Raw genomic sequence first — 13792 nt, 5'->3', positions numbered from 1 at the left:
GGACCATTCAATGATAATCAACCATCCCCTTCTGGGCCCACGCGATGCATCGGAGTTCACCTATCTGGGTGATGCCTCGCTGATCGGCCGTCCCGACTGGCAGGCCGAGAATGCAGCTGAGGCGTTTTATGAATACGGCTATTTGCGCGACAACCCGGCTGGTGAGCACCAAGAGTTGTGGTATCACGAGGCCGGAGACCGATCCTGGCTGGTCGTCACGCGCAATACGCTGACACATGAGATCTCAAAGGTGGAACTGGCCCGTGACGTGGCCCGCGCACGGGGGCGATCCAAATGACCCAAAAAAACCGGCTTAATGGCGGCCAGATCGACCGCAACACCTCTCTCTCCTTCCGGTTCGACGGGCGCAGCTATACCGCGCATCCCGGCGATACTCTGGCCTCGGCCCTTCTGGCGAACGACATGCGCTTGATCGGACGCTCATTCAAATATCACCGCCCGCGCGGGTTGCTGACCGCCGGGTCCGAGGAACCCAACGGCATGGTCGAACTGCGCACCGGTGCGCGGAAGGAACCCAACACCCGTGCCACAACGATTGAGATGTTCGACGGGCTTGAGGCGAAGTCGCAGAACCGTTGGCCCAGCCTGAAATTCGACGCGCTGGCCGTGAACGATATGTTCTCGAATTTTCTGTCTGCTGGATTCTACTACAAAACTTTTATGTGGCCCGCCGCATTCTGGGAAAAGCTGTACGAGCCGATGATCCGTCGTGCCGCCGGCTTGGGATCATTGTCGCAAGAGGACGACCCGGACGAATATGACAAAGGGTTCCGTCATTGCGATCTGCTGATCATCGGTGCCGGACCTGCCGGCTTGATGGCTGCTCTGACCGCTGGGCGTGCCGGAGCTGACGTCATTCTGGCAGATGAGGATTTCGCCCTTGGTGGCCGTCTGAACAGCGAAACCTTTGCGCTGGGAGATCACAGCGCTTCGGATTGGGCGGCTCAAGCGGTTGCAGAGCTATCGTCTTTGCCCAACGTCCGGCTGATGCCGCGCACCACCGTGATCGGCGCGTTTGATCACGGCATTTATGGCGCAGTGGAACGGACCGGGGATCACCTGTCCACCCTGCCCGCAGGCAAACCCCGTCAGATTCTGTGGCGCATCTATACGCAAAAGGCGCTGCTTTGTGCCGGGGCGACGGAACGCCCCATCGCGTTCGAAAACAACGACCGCCCCGGTATCATGATGGCCAGCGCCTTGCGGACCTATGCCAACCGTTTCGCGGTTACGGCGTCGCAGCGCGTGGCGATTTTCACCAACAATGATGACGGCCACCGCACTGCATCGGATTTGCACGCCAAGGGCGTCAAGGTTGCTGCTGTGGTGGACGTGCGCGAGGATGCACCCTCCAGCTATGATTACGAAGTCCTTAAAGGCGCAAAAGTCGTCAACACCAGGGGTCGCCTCGGGCTGAGCTTCGTCGACGTTGCGATGCCGGACGGATCGACCCGCATGCTGGATTGCGGCGCGCTGGGCGTGTCCGGGGGATGGAACCCGAATGTTCACTTGACCTGCCATCAACGTGGGCGCCCGGTCTGGAACGAACTCTTGGCTGCCTTTGTCCCCGGCGCCGAACTGCCTGTCGGCATGTCGGTCGCAGGCGCGGCGAACGGGATCATGTCGACCCACGGCGCCTTGCTGTCCGGCGCGGAAGGCGCAGCCAAAGCTCTCGACCTGACAGGTGCCCTGCCCGCCCTACCCGAGGTCGAGGACACCCCGGTCGCGCAGGCGCCCTTCTGGTACGTTCAGGGATGCAAGCGCGCCTGGGTGGATCAGCAGAACGACGTGACGGTCAAGGATGTGAAGCTGAGCTACCAAGAGGGTTTCCGTTCAGTCGAGCACCTTAAACGCTATACCACGCTGGGCATGGCCACCGATCAGGGCAAGACCTCGAATATCACCGGGCTTGCGATCATGGCCGAAGTGGCCGGAAAGTCGATCCCCGAAGTTGGGACAACCATCTTCCGCCCGCCTTACACACCGGTCCCGATTGGCACCTTTGCGGGCCGGATGAAGGGAAAGGAATTCCATCCGACCCGCCTGACACCCTCGCATTATTGGGCCAAGGAGCGCGGCGCGGTGTTTGTCGAGGCCGGCAACTGGCTGCGCGCGCAGTGGTTCCCTCTGCCCGGTGAGACGCACTGGCGGCAATCGGTGGATCGCGAAGTGCGCCAGACCCGCGCCTCGGTCGGGGTGTGCGACTGCACCACGCTGGGCAAGATCGACGTGCAGGGCACCGATGCAGCCGAGTTTCTGAACCGCATCTACGCTAACGGTTTCGCCAAACTGGCCGTGGGCAAGGCCCGCTATGGCCTGATGCTGCGCGAAGATGGCATGGTTATGGATGACGGCACCGCGGCGCGGCTGGCCGAGGATCACTTCGTTGTTACAACGACCACCGCAAACGCCGTCAGTGTCTATCGTCACATGGAATTTGTGCGCCAATGCCTGTGTCCGGACATGGACGTCCAGCTGATCTCGACCACCGAAGCTTGGGCCCAATACGCGGTGGCCGGACCCAACGCGCGCAAGCTGTTGCAAAAGATCGTGGACCCGGAGTTTGACATCTCGAACGTGGCCTTCCCCTTCATGGCTTGCGGCAACATCACCGTGTGCGGCGGGCTTCGGGCACGGCTGTTCCGGATCTCGTTCTCGGGCGAGTTGGCATATGAAATCGCAGTACCCTCACGTTATGGCGATGCGCTGATGCGACGTCTGATGGCCGAGGGCGAAGAGTTCGACGTTATCCCCTATGGCACCGAAGCGTTGGGTGTGATGCGGGTTGAAAAAGGCCACGCCGCCGGGAACGAGCTGAACGGCACTACCACGGCATTGAACCTTGGCTTAGGTAAAATGGTGTCCAAAAAGAAGGACAGCATCGGCTCGGTCCTGTCGGAACGTGAAGCTCTGGTCGAACCGGATGGCCTGCGGCTTGTGGGGATCAAACCATTACAGTCAGAGGATAAGGTCACTGCGGGCGGACACTTGATGAATGCCGATGGCCCGGTCGATGCGGCGCATGATCAGGGTTATGTTACCTCGGCTGTCTACTCGCCCATCCTGAACAGCAATATTGGGCTGGGTCTGGTCAAAAACGGTTCGGCACGGCTGGGCGAGAAAATGCGTCTGGTCTCTCCCCTGACCAATCTGACGGTTGAGGTCGAGATTGTCTCGGCCCATTTCGTCGACCCTGAAGGAGAGCGTCTGCGTGCATGATCTTATTGCGATAACCGCCCTGGGCGGAGCTGAGCCGCGTGTGGACACCGTAGGGGGTGTCACATGCACCGAAGTTCCCGAGGTGGCGCTGGCGTCGGTCGCCGCGCGCATGGGACAGGAACCCAACGCTGCCCAGGCGCTTGCCAAGCTGGTTGACGCGCCAACGCCGGATATTGGCCGCTGGGCCGGAACGACGGTCAAAGCGTTTTGGGCTGGATCGGACCAATGGATGATAGAGGCCCCATTTGACAGCCATGAAGAGCTTGCAGATCAGGTTAAGGCGACCGTCGGGAATACGGCTTCGGTCACGGAACAGACGGACGCGTGGACACGGTTTGATCTGAGCGGCGACGGCATTCCAACGGTGCTGGAACTGTTGTGCCAACTCGACCTGCGCAAGTTTGATGAGGGTAGCGCCGCGCGCTGTTCGATCCATCATGTGGGCTGCTTCGTACTGTGCCGGTCGCCCGAAATGGTCAGCATATACGGTCCGCGATCCTCGGCCGGATCGCTGTACCACGCCATCGTAACAGCAATGCGCGCGGCGCTATAAAGTAACTATCAAACCGAGGGAAGTGGCGCGTTGTCCTCGACCCGAAACCGGTTTATGCGGCGCCTGTCCTCGCTGGGGCTCAGCCCGAATGCCGCGCGGTAATGAGTTACCAGCGGCGAGACCGAGCTGTATCCAACAGCCTCGGCGATCTCGGGGATCGGGTCCTTGGTATAAACCACCATCTGCCGGGCCGCTTTCATACGCATGGCGCGGTAATAGTGGGTTGGACTTTGCCCCGTCGCCTGCTTAAAGGCGCGCTCGATCTGGCGGGGTGTCACACCCGCCTGCCGCGCCACGTCTGCAATCGAAATCGGCTGACTCATATGAGCAGCAAAAAGCGCAACACTGCGCGACACAAGCGGCGGCAAACTGTCACCCGTACCAGGCGCATTTGCGCTAGGCACCTGCTGCCGGACCCCCGCCCCGCGCATCATCGGGTGTTGGAACCAACAGGCGACCTCATGGGCGACATCTCCGCCCAGCCGGTCCTGAATCAGATGCAGCGCCAGATCAAAACCCGCTGCGGCACCGGACACGGTGCAACGGCTGGCGGTCCTGACAATCACTTCGCTACGAGCATCCATGTCAGGGAATTCGGCCTCGAACGCGGCTTCATAACACCAATGGACTGATACAGGATGACCCTGCATGACCCCGGATCGCACCAAGGGGAAAACGCCTGCGCTGATGCCACCAAGAACCGTCCCGTGTCGGCCAAGGCTGCGCAACATGCCATTTCCGGACGTCGAGTTGTCGAAAACCGAGGTCGGACTGCTGAGCAGGAACAGAATGTCGATGTCCTTGTATTCCGCCAGCGATCGTTCGGCCTCAAAGCCGACGCCGGCGCTGGATAGAACCTTTTGACCGTGTTCCGAGATCAGCGACCAGCAAAACGCTTCTTGCCCGGCGATTTCGTTGGCCGCCCGCAACGGTTCGATCACCGAGGTGAGGCAGGCCATGGGAAAGCCGTCAAAAAGTAGAAAGCCTATCTCGATTCTTTTTTCCATGCGCATAGGGCTGTCCTAGCAGGAAACGCACGGTAGCCCTATGCGAAGTTTATGCCCAGCGGATCAGCCCGATAACGGCCGAGGTCGCGTAGAACCCCTGAAGCAGCAGAAAGGTCCAACGCCGGTCGATCACGGCCCAAGCGGCAAACAGGCCAGCAGACAAAAGCAACAGTGCAAAGCCCAGCAGTTCCGCCCCAGTATTCGACGCGATCAGCAGTGCGTAGGTCATCGCCAGAACCGACCCGGTAACTTCAAACACGGTCGTCAGACTGCGGCGAGGGGTTTCGATCTTGGTCATGACTCACCCCTTTCGCTTAAGGAAGTCGACCAGCAGGGTCGATATCTTCTCTGGCTGGTCTTCCATCGCAAAGTGTCCGCAGTTTTCTAGAATATGCAGTTCAGAGCCAGGAATGGCGTCATGTAGCTTGTACGCCCAGTCGACCACCTGCCACGCATCATTCACCCCCCAGATCAGCTGAACCGGCAAGGCGCCGAGTTTTGCATAATCGATGCTGTTGGTGTGTTTGGGGTCATAGTGGCGAACCTGATGCTGGAACAGGCTACCCTGCCCGATGGGTCCGCTGATAAAGTCCAGATACGTCTCTAACGCCGTATCGGCCAGGCGCTGTTTGTTTACAACGGCCGAGGAAAGCCACTCGCGAAAATGCGACCGGTGCTGGGTATCGGGTGAATCGATCAGGTGTTGCAGGCCCGCTTGCATCTGCTCTTTGGTCCGTTTCGAGGGCCAGCTGTCAAAGCTGACGACATCGATCATGGTCAGCGACCGTATCCGGTCAGGCGACTGGACGGCAAATCGAGGAGCAACCGCGCCACCGATATCGTGCGAGATCACGTGCAGGTCATCCAGCCCCCACAGATCCAGCAGCCCCTCGAGGATCGGAACTTGTGCGGTAACCGAAGTATCAACTGACGGATCCCAGGGGCGTTCGGACAAACCAAAGCCCAACAGGTCGTAGACATGAACCTTGTAGCCAGCGGCAACCAGTTCAGGCAGCACGTTTCGCCAGATATAGGACGAGGATGGCGTACCGTGGATCAGCACGACGGGTTCGCCCGCGCCATAGGTTCCATGCGAGATGCGGGTGTTGTTGATCAAAGCGTGGTCGGTGACGAGGTGTGACATGGTTGGTCTCCGGTAATTAGTCTTTCCCCGTGAATAGACCGCCGTTAGTATGTGACTCATATGAATGATTGTCATTTTTCAATTAGAATATGTCATGGTTAATAACATGAATGAACGTCTGGAAATCGATGCCCTTCGCGCACTGCTCGCCATCTCGGCCCACGGCGGCGTGACGCGGGCGGCGGAACATCTGGCACTGTCGCAATCGGCGGTCAGCCACAAGATACGGAGGCTGGAACACGCGTTGGACTGCGATCTTCTGGCCCGCCGCGCCGGTGGCCCGCTGTTCACCGACGCCGGTCAGCGGCTGTGCGAATACGCCCGCCGGATCACTGAACTGCATGACGAAGCCCTGGCAGCCCTGGGCAGGAAACCCTTGTCCGGCACCATCCGTCTGGGCATGACCGAAGACACCACCACCAGCGGTATCGCCCGCATCCTGGGCCGTTTCACACGGCTGTACCCCGAAGTGCACGTTCGCACGCGAACCAGTCAAAGCCTAAACGTGCAAGCCTGGCTCAAGGCCGGTGAACTGGATGTGGCGGTCATGCAGATCTTTCGTCAGGACGTAACGCCCGACGACTTGATCCTGTTCGAAGATAACCTGCATTGGGTCAAATCGCCGGAGTTTCGTGTCGACCTAACCGCCCCTGTTCCGTTCCTGTCCTTTGACAGTCAGTGCTTTTATCGGCATTGGGGCATGGGTCACGGACCGCATAGGTTCGACAATGTTCTGGAATGCCCCAGCGCAGCCGGCATCCAATCGGCGGTGCGCTCGGGGCTGGGCGTGGCTCTGCTGAACGGCCTGCACGTCACCCCGGATATGGAGATCATTGACGGCCTGTTCCCCAACCCGCCCAGGATTGCCTATGTCGCGCGGACGCACCTGAAAAGGCGAAACCCTGCGGCGACGGCACTGATCGAAGAAATCCGCAAAGAGGTTGAAAGTGCCGTACCTTTGCGCATCGCAGGCTGAGCCCGGCGTTTTGTCACGGGACGTCCAGCCTGAACCCCTTGGTCATGCGCTCCCGGCGGCGTTGGATCGATTTGCGGAAAGCCCAATTGCTGAACAGGGCCAGCGGGAACATCACCCTTTCACCCAGTCCGTCGATGATGACCAGCTTTCCACCACGCTCTTGCGCGCGCACGATGTTTTCAAACCCCATATCGCCAACGACGATCTGGCCCCGTTCAAGATCGTCCAGTAACTCCATGAACTCTTGGTGCAACCGTTGACGCCCCTCCCGGTCTTTATTGAACTTCACCAGTTCAGATTGCAGAGTCGGCGCAAGTCCCCCGTCCGGTCCGGTCAGCTTTTCCACCGCGATAGCTGGCCCCAATGAAGTCGGAGCATAGCCCGCGAACCGCGCCAGACGTTCGATTTCAGGACACCCCCGGTTCAGCGCGGCGAGGTATTCATTCGCCTCGCGGTTCCATTGCCTGAGATTACCGTAGCGCCATTCCGAATAGCGCGGCAACGGGTGCCTGCGTTCCGGCTCATCAACGCGAACCTTCAACAACGCTCCCTCGATCTCAGGGTGCTGGAAAATCTTGTAATTGCGGCTTTCCCGTAAGGGAGTTAGGCCACTCAGGTCAATCATATTTACCGGGTCCTGTTAACCAAAAACGCACGCCTGTCAGGGCGATGGTTCTGAAATCAGCCCTCTACATAAATCGTTCTTAAATCCGTTACAATTGGCCTTTTACCGGCCCGACAAACGGGACACTGATCGAACAGTTTCAGGAAACGGCCTCGGGCGCGGGCAACAGAATGAACACATCTTGTCCCTCGGGTTGGACGACCGGGGCGTCTTCCGAACCTTTCGCGTCGAAAGGCGGCTCAACATCCATGCAACCCTTTGGCATTTCGTCACAGAGGACCACCGTGGCCCCCGTCAGATAGGCCAGCCTGAGCCGCAACCCTCGGGTTTGCTGAATTGCCGCCTTCCGCGCACCGTGAATAGCCATGTAGTCGCCATAGACATATATGGTTTCAGTACCTTCCGGTACAGCGTTGGCCATTTCCTTGGTGGTGTACTGCCACGGCGGCAAAGCAAAGTACGAGGTCTTCGCAATCGCCAGCATGTTGAACAACAGCACGCACAGGATCGCGATGCGGGCAAGACTCAACCACCTGCCGCCGGACTTCGACAGATGAACAGCAACCGAGACAATACAGAACCCAAATAAAATCCACACCCAGCCCAGCGTTCGCAGCGGCACCTGAACGCCTGACATCAGGGCTTTGCCTACAAGCGGTGCCAGCCCCGCCAGAACGGCGGCAAGAACAGCAACGGCAACAAACCGGTTCCAAATGAACAAGGCCAGCCAAGCGGCCAGGAACATAAGCGGAATGACGACACCGTGCTTCGCGACGCCCCCACCCATCTGTTGGAGAGCTTTGTGGAGGTAATCCTTCTGTTTTTCGATGTTTGCCAGTAGATCGGCAAAGGAATGCACTTCGGTCGGTTCGCGCCATTGGGCGACCGGAATGCCGAACACCCCGTGATAGATGTAGTTCAGCGAATAAACCGCCAAAACACCCAGGGCGAGGCTGACAACGAACACTCCCAGCGTGATCGCCATGCTTTTATAGGTTTTGGGCGCCTTGCGGGACAACAGAACCAGGGTAAGCAACAGAAACGGATAGGTCGTATAGGCCATAAAGGACAACGGCACTGCCACAACCAATAGAGCAAGCACCGTGCGATGCGGAAGAAAGACGACCGCCACCGCAAAAAGCGCGACCACCCAAACACCCGGCAACAGCGTATTGAACCAGAACGACATCAGATAGGCAGGGATCGAAAGAGCCACGAAAATGGCAAGAAACCCCTTGTACCAGCCATCAACTTCACGATCCAAAAGGCTCAGCGCTGTTGCCGCAGAAAAAAGCGACCATCCTGTCAGATAGAGGATAAAATGGACCGGTGATGGCAGGAAAACCGGGCGGAATTGCCACCAGTAGTTCAACCACCGCCCCTCATCCAGCGTCTTCAACAACGCTGCCTTGCGCGTGCCAAGCAGCGCAGGAAAGTCATCATGCCGAACGAAAGGATCCTCGATCAACGGCAGATACACCAGGACCAGCAAAGAAAAGCACAGCACGAACAGACGTGCGAACTCATTCTCCAGGGGGCGGGTGTTCATTCCTTGCCCCCGTAGGATCGTGCAATGATCGACGCCCGAGCCTGTGCGATCGCCGTGACTGTCGTGCGCGGCAAACGGCGTACGACCATCTTCCGCAGGTTCCAGCCTAAAGAGCCCACCTCTTTCAGCGCCCCGTCAGTTTTGGTCTTCAGCACCTCGGACGGCAGCTTTGCTGCACCGGATTCGTTGGCGTAGAGCACAGAATTATAACGATACCAGGGCTCGATGCTGGTGTCGCCGAACAGCACCGGGCGCAGGCAGTCATAGGCCGTGTACCCACGGTCGGCGAACAGGTTCTGCCAGAATGAAAGCGGTTGCTCATTGATATGGAACTCGCCCCCCTGTCCCGGCACCGCTGCCGAAAACAACACCAGATCGGCATGAGTCGTCAGGCTTTGGACCAGACTGACCGAGGCCTCATTCGGCAGGTGCTCTCCAACTTCCAGCGACTGGGCCAGATCGAACCGCCGCCCAAGATCAATCGGTTGAACTAGGTCTTTACCGAAAAAAGCATCTGTGGGGATGGCCAGCCTTTCGCGGTCCACGTAGTCACCATCGACACCTGCGATATCGGTGCAGCCAGCCGCCGACCATTCCGACAGCCAGACCCCCCGACCGCATCCGAAATCGATAACGCTTTCCGGTTTGATCCACGCCTGAAGACAGCGGATCAGGCTGTTGGCGGAACGCCGCGCGCCCTGATCGATATAGTCAAAGAACTCGTTGGAATAGATATGCGACATGACTGATCTCTAGATTGAATTTCGCTCGCGATAGACCCAAAGGCGAAGGATCACAAAGTTGAGGATTGGCAGGACCACGACAACCGAGGCGGCCGAGACGGTCTCGGGCAACCCCATACGTGGCCCGATGATCCCGGTAATTGCCGAAGACACGACCAGCCCGACCCCGATCATGCAAAGGAAGCGCCCGAACTGTGCCGGGATCGCCAAAGGCTTGCCAAAGGTCCAGGCGGTCTGGCCGACATACTGGATCAGGATGGCAGACCCAAAGGCAATCAGGTTGGCGATCCAGGGTGAACGCAACAGGTGAAGCAACCCCAGATAAACCACCATGTAATAGGCAGCCACCCCGGTCCCGACGACCGCAAAACGAAATATGCGGCGGCGTTCGGTCATTGTTGTCTGGCTATGTGTTCTACGACGGGCTCGACCGAATCCCCGGCTTGCTCGTCGACAAAGAACAGCGGTCGACCCTTGGCTTCGACATAAAGACGTCCCAGATATTCCCCCATGATGCCAAGAGTCAGCAACTGGATGCCCGAGAAAAAGCTGATGATCAGAACGGTCGATGCCCAGCCGGCGACCGTATTGTACATAATGAGTGATCCGAACACGTAGACGGCCATAAGGGCGGCAACAATGAGGGTAAGAAAGGCCATTCGCGTCGCGATCTGAAGCGGCTTGATCGAGAAGCTTGCCAACGCGTCAAAGGCGAACCGGATCATCTTGGAGAGCGGGTATTTGGTTTCGCCGGCCACACGCGGATCGCGGATATATTCGATGCCGATCTGCCGGAACCCGGCCCAGGCGAACATCCCACGGATGAAACGCGCGCGTTCAGGCATTTGCAGCACCGCGTCCAACGCCCGACGGGTGACCAGACGAAAATCGCCAGTATCGTTGGGAATCGGCACATCGGACAGCCTGTTCAGTACACGATAAAACCCGTGGGCTGTCACCTTCTTGAACCAGCTTTCACCCTTCCGTTCACTGCGGCGCCCGTAAACAACGTCATAGCCGCGATCCATCATCGCCATCATGTCCGACAACAACTCGGGCGGGTCCTGCAAATCGGCGTCGAGCATGAAGATCCGCTCGCCCTTGGCTGCCATCAGACCCGCTGTCAGGGCTACCTGATGGCCGCGATTCATCGACAGTTTCAGACCACGGATCGCGGCGTGGTCCTTGCACTGCGCGCAGATCGCGTTCCACGTATCATCGGTCGATCCGTCATCGACCAGCACGATCTCGGAGTCGCCCTGCCAAGCTTCGGTTGCAGCGATCAACCGTTCGACCAGCATGGGGATCGAGGCCTCCTCGTTCATGCAGGGGACGACAACGGACAATAACATTGAACCTCCGACCGAGTTTTTCGTCCGAATTCGCGCGATAAGATCGCATTTTTTTCGGAACTGGCTGCTCGTATTTTTTGTTTCACTTTTAGTTGCGGCTCTTGATATCCCAACAATCGGCTTTCGCTAATTGGTTGGCGCGAGATTTCGGGGGGTCGTTACCGTCGCGACACATAAACCCGGCCCGAAAACCTGCGATGAAGGTGACCGCACTTTATTCTGCCACTGTTTTGCACCGGGGATATGGCAGCAATAGGCCTTTCTTGCGTCATTGATCGGGTGTTCGCACGTCGTGATGCCTGATTAATCCAAGGTGTGTCAGACCTGCGCACGCAGCCATGCACGTACGGCGGCAACGATCCGTAGATTTCTGGGGGCACGCGGGATAACGACGTGATACCCCTCCTGCACCTCGGTCGAAAACGAGACGGGCTGGCACAGTCGCTTTGCCCGGAGATCACCCTCAACAAATTCACGGTTGGCCAACGCCACACCCTGCCCGGCAATCGCGGCATCGATGGCCAGAGAGGTCTGGCTGAACACCATGGTTTTCAAACCGGCTGGCGGCACTTCGCCCAGTGCGGCCTCCAGAAACAGGGGCCACTGGCCATGCGTATCTTCCAGCAGGATATGGTCGAGCAAATCTGCGGGTGACCGGATTGGACTGCCTCCCGAAGCCAGATCGGGATGGCACACTGTAATCAGGTCGGCGGCAAACAAAGGCTCAGAGATCAGCCCCGGCCCAAACGGAGGCTTCCCTTGCCGCACCGCGATATCCACCCCATCCGTTTGAAAGTTTGCCAGCGCGTTTGACGCGTCCAGACGGAGCCGGATGTCCGGATGATCCTGCGAAAACGCTCCCAGTCTTGGCACCAGCCAGCGTGTAGCAAAAGATGGTGTCGTACTGATTGTAGCAACGGCGCTCTGCGGCGACAGATTGGCTGTTGCCTCGGTCATCACGTCAAAGGCCCGGCGGATCGGAGCAAGGTATTTCCGACCTTCATCCGTCAGGGATAAACCCCTGGGCTTTCGGTCGAAGAGTTTGATATTCAACAGTTCCTCTAACGACCGAACATGTTGAGCAACAGCACCCTGCGTGACGCCAAGCTCCTCGGCAGCACGGCTGAAATTCAGATGGCGCCCAGAGGCCTCAAAAGCCTTGAGCGCATTCAAGGGCGGTAATTTGCGCACTACCCGAACATCCTATTCAATAGATTTTCTACAGGATTAAGGCAGAATTACTGATTGGTCAAACGTCGCGCCTCACACCATGTTGGTTCCTGAGCATTTGCATTAATCGAACGGAGGTGAAACATGTCTGAGAGGAAAGTCGCGATCATCATGGGCGGCGGTAGCGGCATGGGGGCGGAAAGCGCGCAGCGACTGGCGGCCGAAGGGTTCAACGTCGCGATCCTGTCGTCCTCAGGAAAAGGAGAAGCCCTGGCTGCCAATCTTGGTGGCATTGGCGTAACCGGCACCAACCGGTCCAGCGCAGATATGCAAATACTGGTGGATGCGGTCCTGGACAAATGGGGCCGCGTGGATGTGTTGGTAAACTCGGCCGGGCACGGTCCCCGCGCGCCAGTTCTGGAAATCAGCGACGAAGATTGGCACGAGGGGATGGAGGTCTATTTCCTGAACGCCGTACGCGCCACGCGGATCGTTGCGCCCATCATGATTGGTCAGAAATCCGGCGCGATCATCAACATCTCTACCTTCGCCGCGTTCGAGCCGGACCCGGTCTTCCCAACCTCGGGCGTGATGCGCGCGGGACTTGCAGCCTATACCAAGCTGTTTGCCGACAAATACGCCCCCGACAACGTGCGGATGAACAATGTGCTTCCGGGTTTCATCGACAGTCTGCCCGAAAACCCGGAATGGAAGGCCCGCATCCCGATGGAGCGCTATGGCAAGGCCTATGACGAGATCGCCGCCACCGTCGCCTTTCTTGCCTCGGAGGGTGGCGGATACATCACCGGCCAAAACATCCGCGTCGACGGAGGCATCACACGATCAGTCTGACGTCGGCCACGCTAGCGCAATGAAATGGGTGGGATGGCTGTACAGTCAGACAAATTACAACCAGTCTCAGGGGAAACGATCAGCCGTTCTTTCTTTTAACCTCAACAGGTCAGATATTTCTCGACGTTTTTCTCCGAACTCGCTGGCAAATGCCCAAAAGGGTAACTCAGCCGGCAAAGCGCTTCTGGAACCGCGACCATAGTGTCGATTTCACCGGGTCGAGATCAACCTTTCCACCTGCCCTCTCATACAATTCACGGTCAGCACAGTGCCTTTCGACCAGTTTGGCATGTGTAGCCCTCGAAAGGTCTTGTTTTGTCTTAAGGCGCTGGTCACCCACTAAGTCTGATGTCCGATTCCTAATCTCCGTTTCCACGGGAGGACATCCAAATTCCTTTTCAAGAACGCTCGAGACTCCGTGGATTGAGTTTTCAATCGGAAACACCGTGAATCTCTTCAACATATTGTCAATGCTCACCCACGGGTCATCCATTAGATATCTTGACTGGAAGTTTTCCGGCACGTCCAACGCAAATTCATCCAGAGACTGTGTGACTTCATATGAAGTGCCCTTCAGGTGC

At 58.1% G+C, this 13792-nt stretch carries 15 protein-coding genes; 5 read left to right on the top strand and 10 right to left on the bottom strand.

The features are described 5' to 3' along the window. Positions 1–10 precede the first annotated feature (10 nt). The 3 genes from ACR1XY_RS05155 to ACR1XY_RS05145 are packed head-to-tail and all read left to right on the top strand — an operon-like array spanning position 11 to position 3793. On the top strand, positions 11–298 hold the full coding sequence (locus tag ACR1XY_RS05155; protein WP_480590597.1) for a sarcosine oxidase subunit delta: 288 nt from the start codon (positions 11–13) through the stop codon (positions 296–298). Beyond that, a complete protein-coding gene (locus ACR1XY_RS05150; protein WP_480590594.1) occupies positions 295–3240 on the top strand; it encodes a sarcosine oxidase subunit alpha family protein in 2946 nt (981 codons plus the stop codon). Before ACR1XY_RS05155 ends, ACR1XY_RS05150 begins: the two co-directional genes overlap by 4 nt. After that, positions 3233–3793, top strand: coding sequence for a sarcosine oxidase subunit gamma (locus ACR1XY_RS05145; RefSeq protein WP_480590591.1), 561 nt, complete (start codon positions 3233–3235; stop codon positions 3791–3793). The genes ACR1XY_RS05150 and ACR1XY_RS05145 overlap by 8 nt, the downstream gene beginning before the upstream one ends. Before the next feature lie 8 nt (positions 3794–3801). Here the strand turns inward: ACR1XY_RS05145 and ACR1XY_RS05140 are convergent, their stop codons facing one another. Genes ACR1XY_RS05140 through ACR1XY_RS05130 form a run of 3 tightly spaced genes read right to left on the bottom strand, consistent with a single transcriptional unit; the run spans position 3802 to position 5944 of the window. Then, positions 3802–4800 carry a GlxA family transcriptional regulator gene (locus tag ACR1XY_RS05140; protein ID WP_480590588.1) on the bottom strand — a complete coding sequence of 333 codons (999 nt, stop codon included), beginning with the start codon at positions 4798–4800 and terminating at the stop codon, positions 3802–3804. 49 nt (positions 4801–4849) lie between these two features. Further along, positions 4850–5098 carry a hypothetical protein gene (locus tag ACR1XY_RS05135; RefSeq protein ID WP_480590586.1) on the bottom strand — a complete coding sequence of 83 codons (249 nt, stop codon included), beginning with the start codon at positions 5096–5098 and terminating at the stop codon, positions 4850–4852. 3 nt (positions 5099–5101) lie between these two features. Next, on the bottom strand, positions 5102–5944 hold the full coding sequence (locus tag ACR1XY_RS05130; protein WP_480590582.1) for an alpha/beta fold hydrolase: 843 nt from the start codon (positions 5942–5944) through the stop codon (positions 5102–5104). A gap of 94 nt (positions 5945–6038) precedes the next feature. Between ACR1XY_RS05130 and ACR1XY_RS05125 the strand changes: the two genes are divergently transcribed. After that, the gene (locus tag ACR1XY_RS05125) at positions 6039–6920 is read left to right on the top strand and encodes a LysR family transcriptional regulator (RefSeq protein WP_480590579.1); all 882 of its coding nucleotides are present in this window, start codon (positions 6039–6041) and stop codon (positions 6918–6920) included. 13 nt (positions 6921–6933) lie between these two features. On the opposite strand, the gene ACR1XY_RS05120 is transcribed toward ACR1XY_RS05125, so the two are convergent. The 6 genes from ACR1XY_RS05120 to gcvA form a co-directional block, all read right to left on the bottom strand. Then, positions 6934–7545 (bottom strand): YrbL family protein, encoded by a 612-nt coding sequence (locus ACR1XY_RS05120; protein ID WP_480590577.1) that lies wholly within the window; start codon positions 7543–7545, stop codon positions 6934–6936. 139 nt (positions 7546–7684) lie between these two features. Then, positions 7685–9094 carry a hypothetical protein gene (locus tag ACR1XY_RS05115; protein ID WP_480590574.1) on the bottom strand — a complete coding sequence of 470 codons (1410 nt, stop codon included), beginning with the start codon at positions 9092–9094 and terminating at the stop codon, positions 7685–7687. Further along, positions 9091–9837: a methyltransferase domain-containing protein gene (locus ACR1XY_RS05110; protein WP_480590571.1), complete on the bottom strand. Its 747-nt coding sequence runs from the start codon at positions 9835–9837 to the stop codon at positions 9091–9093. The genes ACR1XY_RS05115 and ACR1XY_RS05110 overlap by 4 nt, the downstream gene beginning before the upstream one ends. Positions 9838–9846: 9 nt before the next feature. After that, complete coding sequence (locus tag ACR1XY_RS05105; RefSeq protein WP_480590568.1) at positions 9847–10233, bottom strand: GtrA family protein; 387 nt, start codon at positions 10231–10233, stop codon at positions 9847–9849. Then, positions 10230–11189, bottom strand: coding sequence for a glycosyltransferase family 2 protein (locus tag ACR1XY_RS05100; protein WP_480590565.1), 960 nt, complete (start codon positions 11187–11189; stop codon positions 10230–10232). The genes ACR1XY_RS05105 and ACR1XY_RS05100 overlap by 4 nt, the downstream gene beginning before the upstream one ends. A gap of 318 nt (positions 11190–11507) precedes the next feature. Further along, entirely contained in the window at positions 11508–12380 is an 873-nt protein-coding gene (gene gcvA, locus ACR1XY_RS05095; protein WP_480590562.1) for a transcriptional regulator GcvA, read from the bottom strand. A 123-nt stretch (positions 12381–12503) separates the two neighbouring features. Between gcvA and ACR1XY_RS05090 the strand changes: the two genes are divergently transcribed. Then, a complete protein-coding gene (locus ACR1XY_RS05090) occupies positions 12504–13211 on the top strand; it encodes an SDR family oxidoreductase (RefSeq protein ID WP_480590559.1) in 708 nt (235 codons plus the stop codon). Positions 13212–13377: 166 nt separating this feature from the next. On the opposite strand, the gene ACR1XY_RS05085 is transcribed toward ACR1XY_RS05090, so the two are convergent. Next, the coding region (locus ACR1XY_RS05085; RefSeq protein WP_480590556.1) for a hypothetical protein at positions 13378–13792 on the bottom strand (415 nt) is incomplete at its 5' end.

Source organism: Ruegeria sp. AD11(2025) (genome assembly GCF_056542405.1).
This window is presented reverse-complemented; position numbering and strand designations above follow the sequence as displayed.

Excerpts from the sequence above, each read along its gene's own strand:
- ACR1XY_RS05155 (WP_480590597.1), top strand. The coding sequence starts at position 11 with ATGATAATCAACCATCCCCTTCTGGGCCCACGCGATGCATCGGAGTTC.
- ACR1XY_RS05150 (WP_480590594.1), top strand. The coding sequence starts at position 295 with ATGACCCAAAAAAACCGGCTTAATGGCGGCCAGATCGACCGCAACACC.
- ACR1XY_RS05140 (WP_480590588.1), bottom strand. The coding sequence starts at position 4,800 with ATGGAAAAAAGAATCGAGATAGGCTTTCTACTTTTTGACGGCTTTCCC.
- ACR1XY_RS05135 (WP_480590586.1), bottom strand. The coding sequence starts at position 5,098 with ATGACCAAGATCGAAACCCCTCGCCGCAGTCTGACGACCGTGTTTGAA.
- ACR1XY_RS05130 (WP_480590582.1), bottom strand. The coding sequence starts at position 5,944 with ATGTCACACCTCGTCACCGACCACGCTTTGATCAACAACACCCGCATC.
- ACR1XY_RS05125 (WP_480590579.1), top strand. The coding sequence starts at position 6,039 with ATGGTTAATAACATGAATGAACGTCTGGAAATCGATGCCCTTCGCGCA.
- ACR1XY_RS05120 (WP_480590577.1), bottom strand. The coding sequence starts at position 7,545 with ATGATTGACCTGAGTGGCCTAACTCCCTTACGGGAAAGCCGCAATTAC.
- ACR1XY_RS05115 (WP_480590574.1), bottom strand. The coding sequence starts at position 9,094 with ATGAACACCCGCCCCCTGGAGAATGAGTTCGCACGTCTGTTCGTGCTG.
- ACR1XY_RS05110 (WP_480590571.1), bottom strand. The coding sequence starts at position 9,837 with ATGTCGCATATCTATTCCAACGAGTTCTTTGACTATATCGATCAGGGC.
- ACR1XY_RS05105 (WP_480590568.1), bottom strand. The coding sequence starts at position 10,233 with ATGACCGAACGCCGCCGCATATTTCGTTTTGCGGTCGTCGGGACCGGG.
- ACR1XY_RS05100 (WP_480590565.1), bottom strand. The coding sequence starts at position 11,189 with ATGTTATTGTCCGTTGTCGTCCCCTGCATGAACGAGGAGGCCTCGATC.
- ACR1XY_RS05090 (WP_480590559.1), top strand. The coding sequence starts at position 12,504 with ATGTCTGAGAGGAAAGTCGCGATCATCATGGGCGGCGGTAGCGGCATG.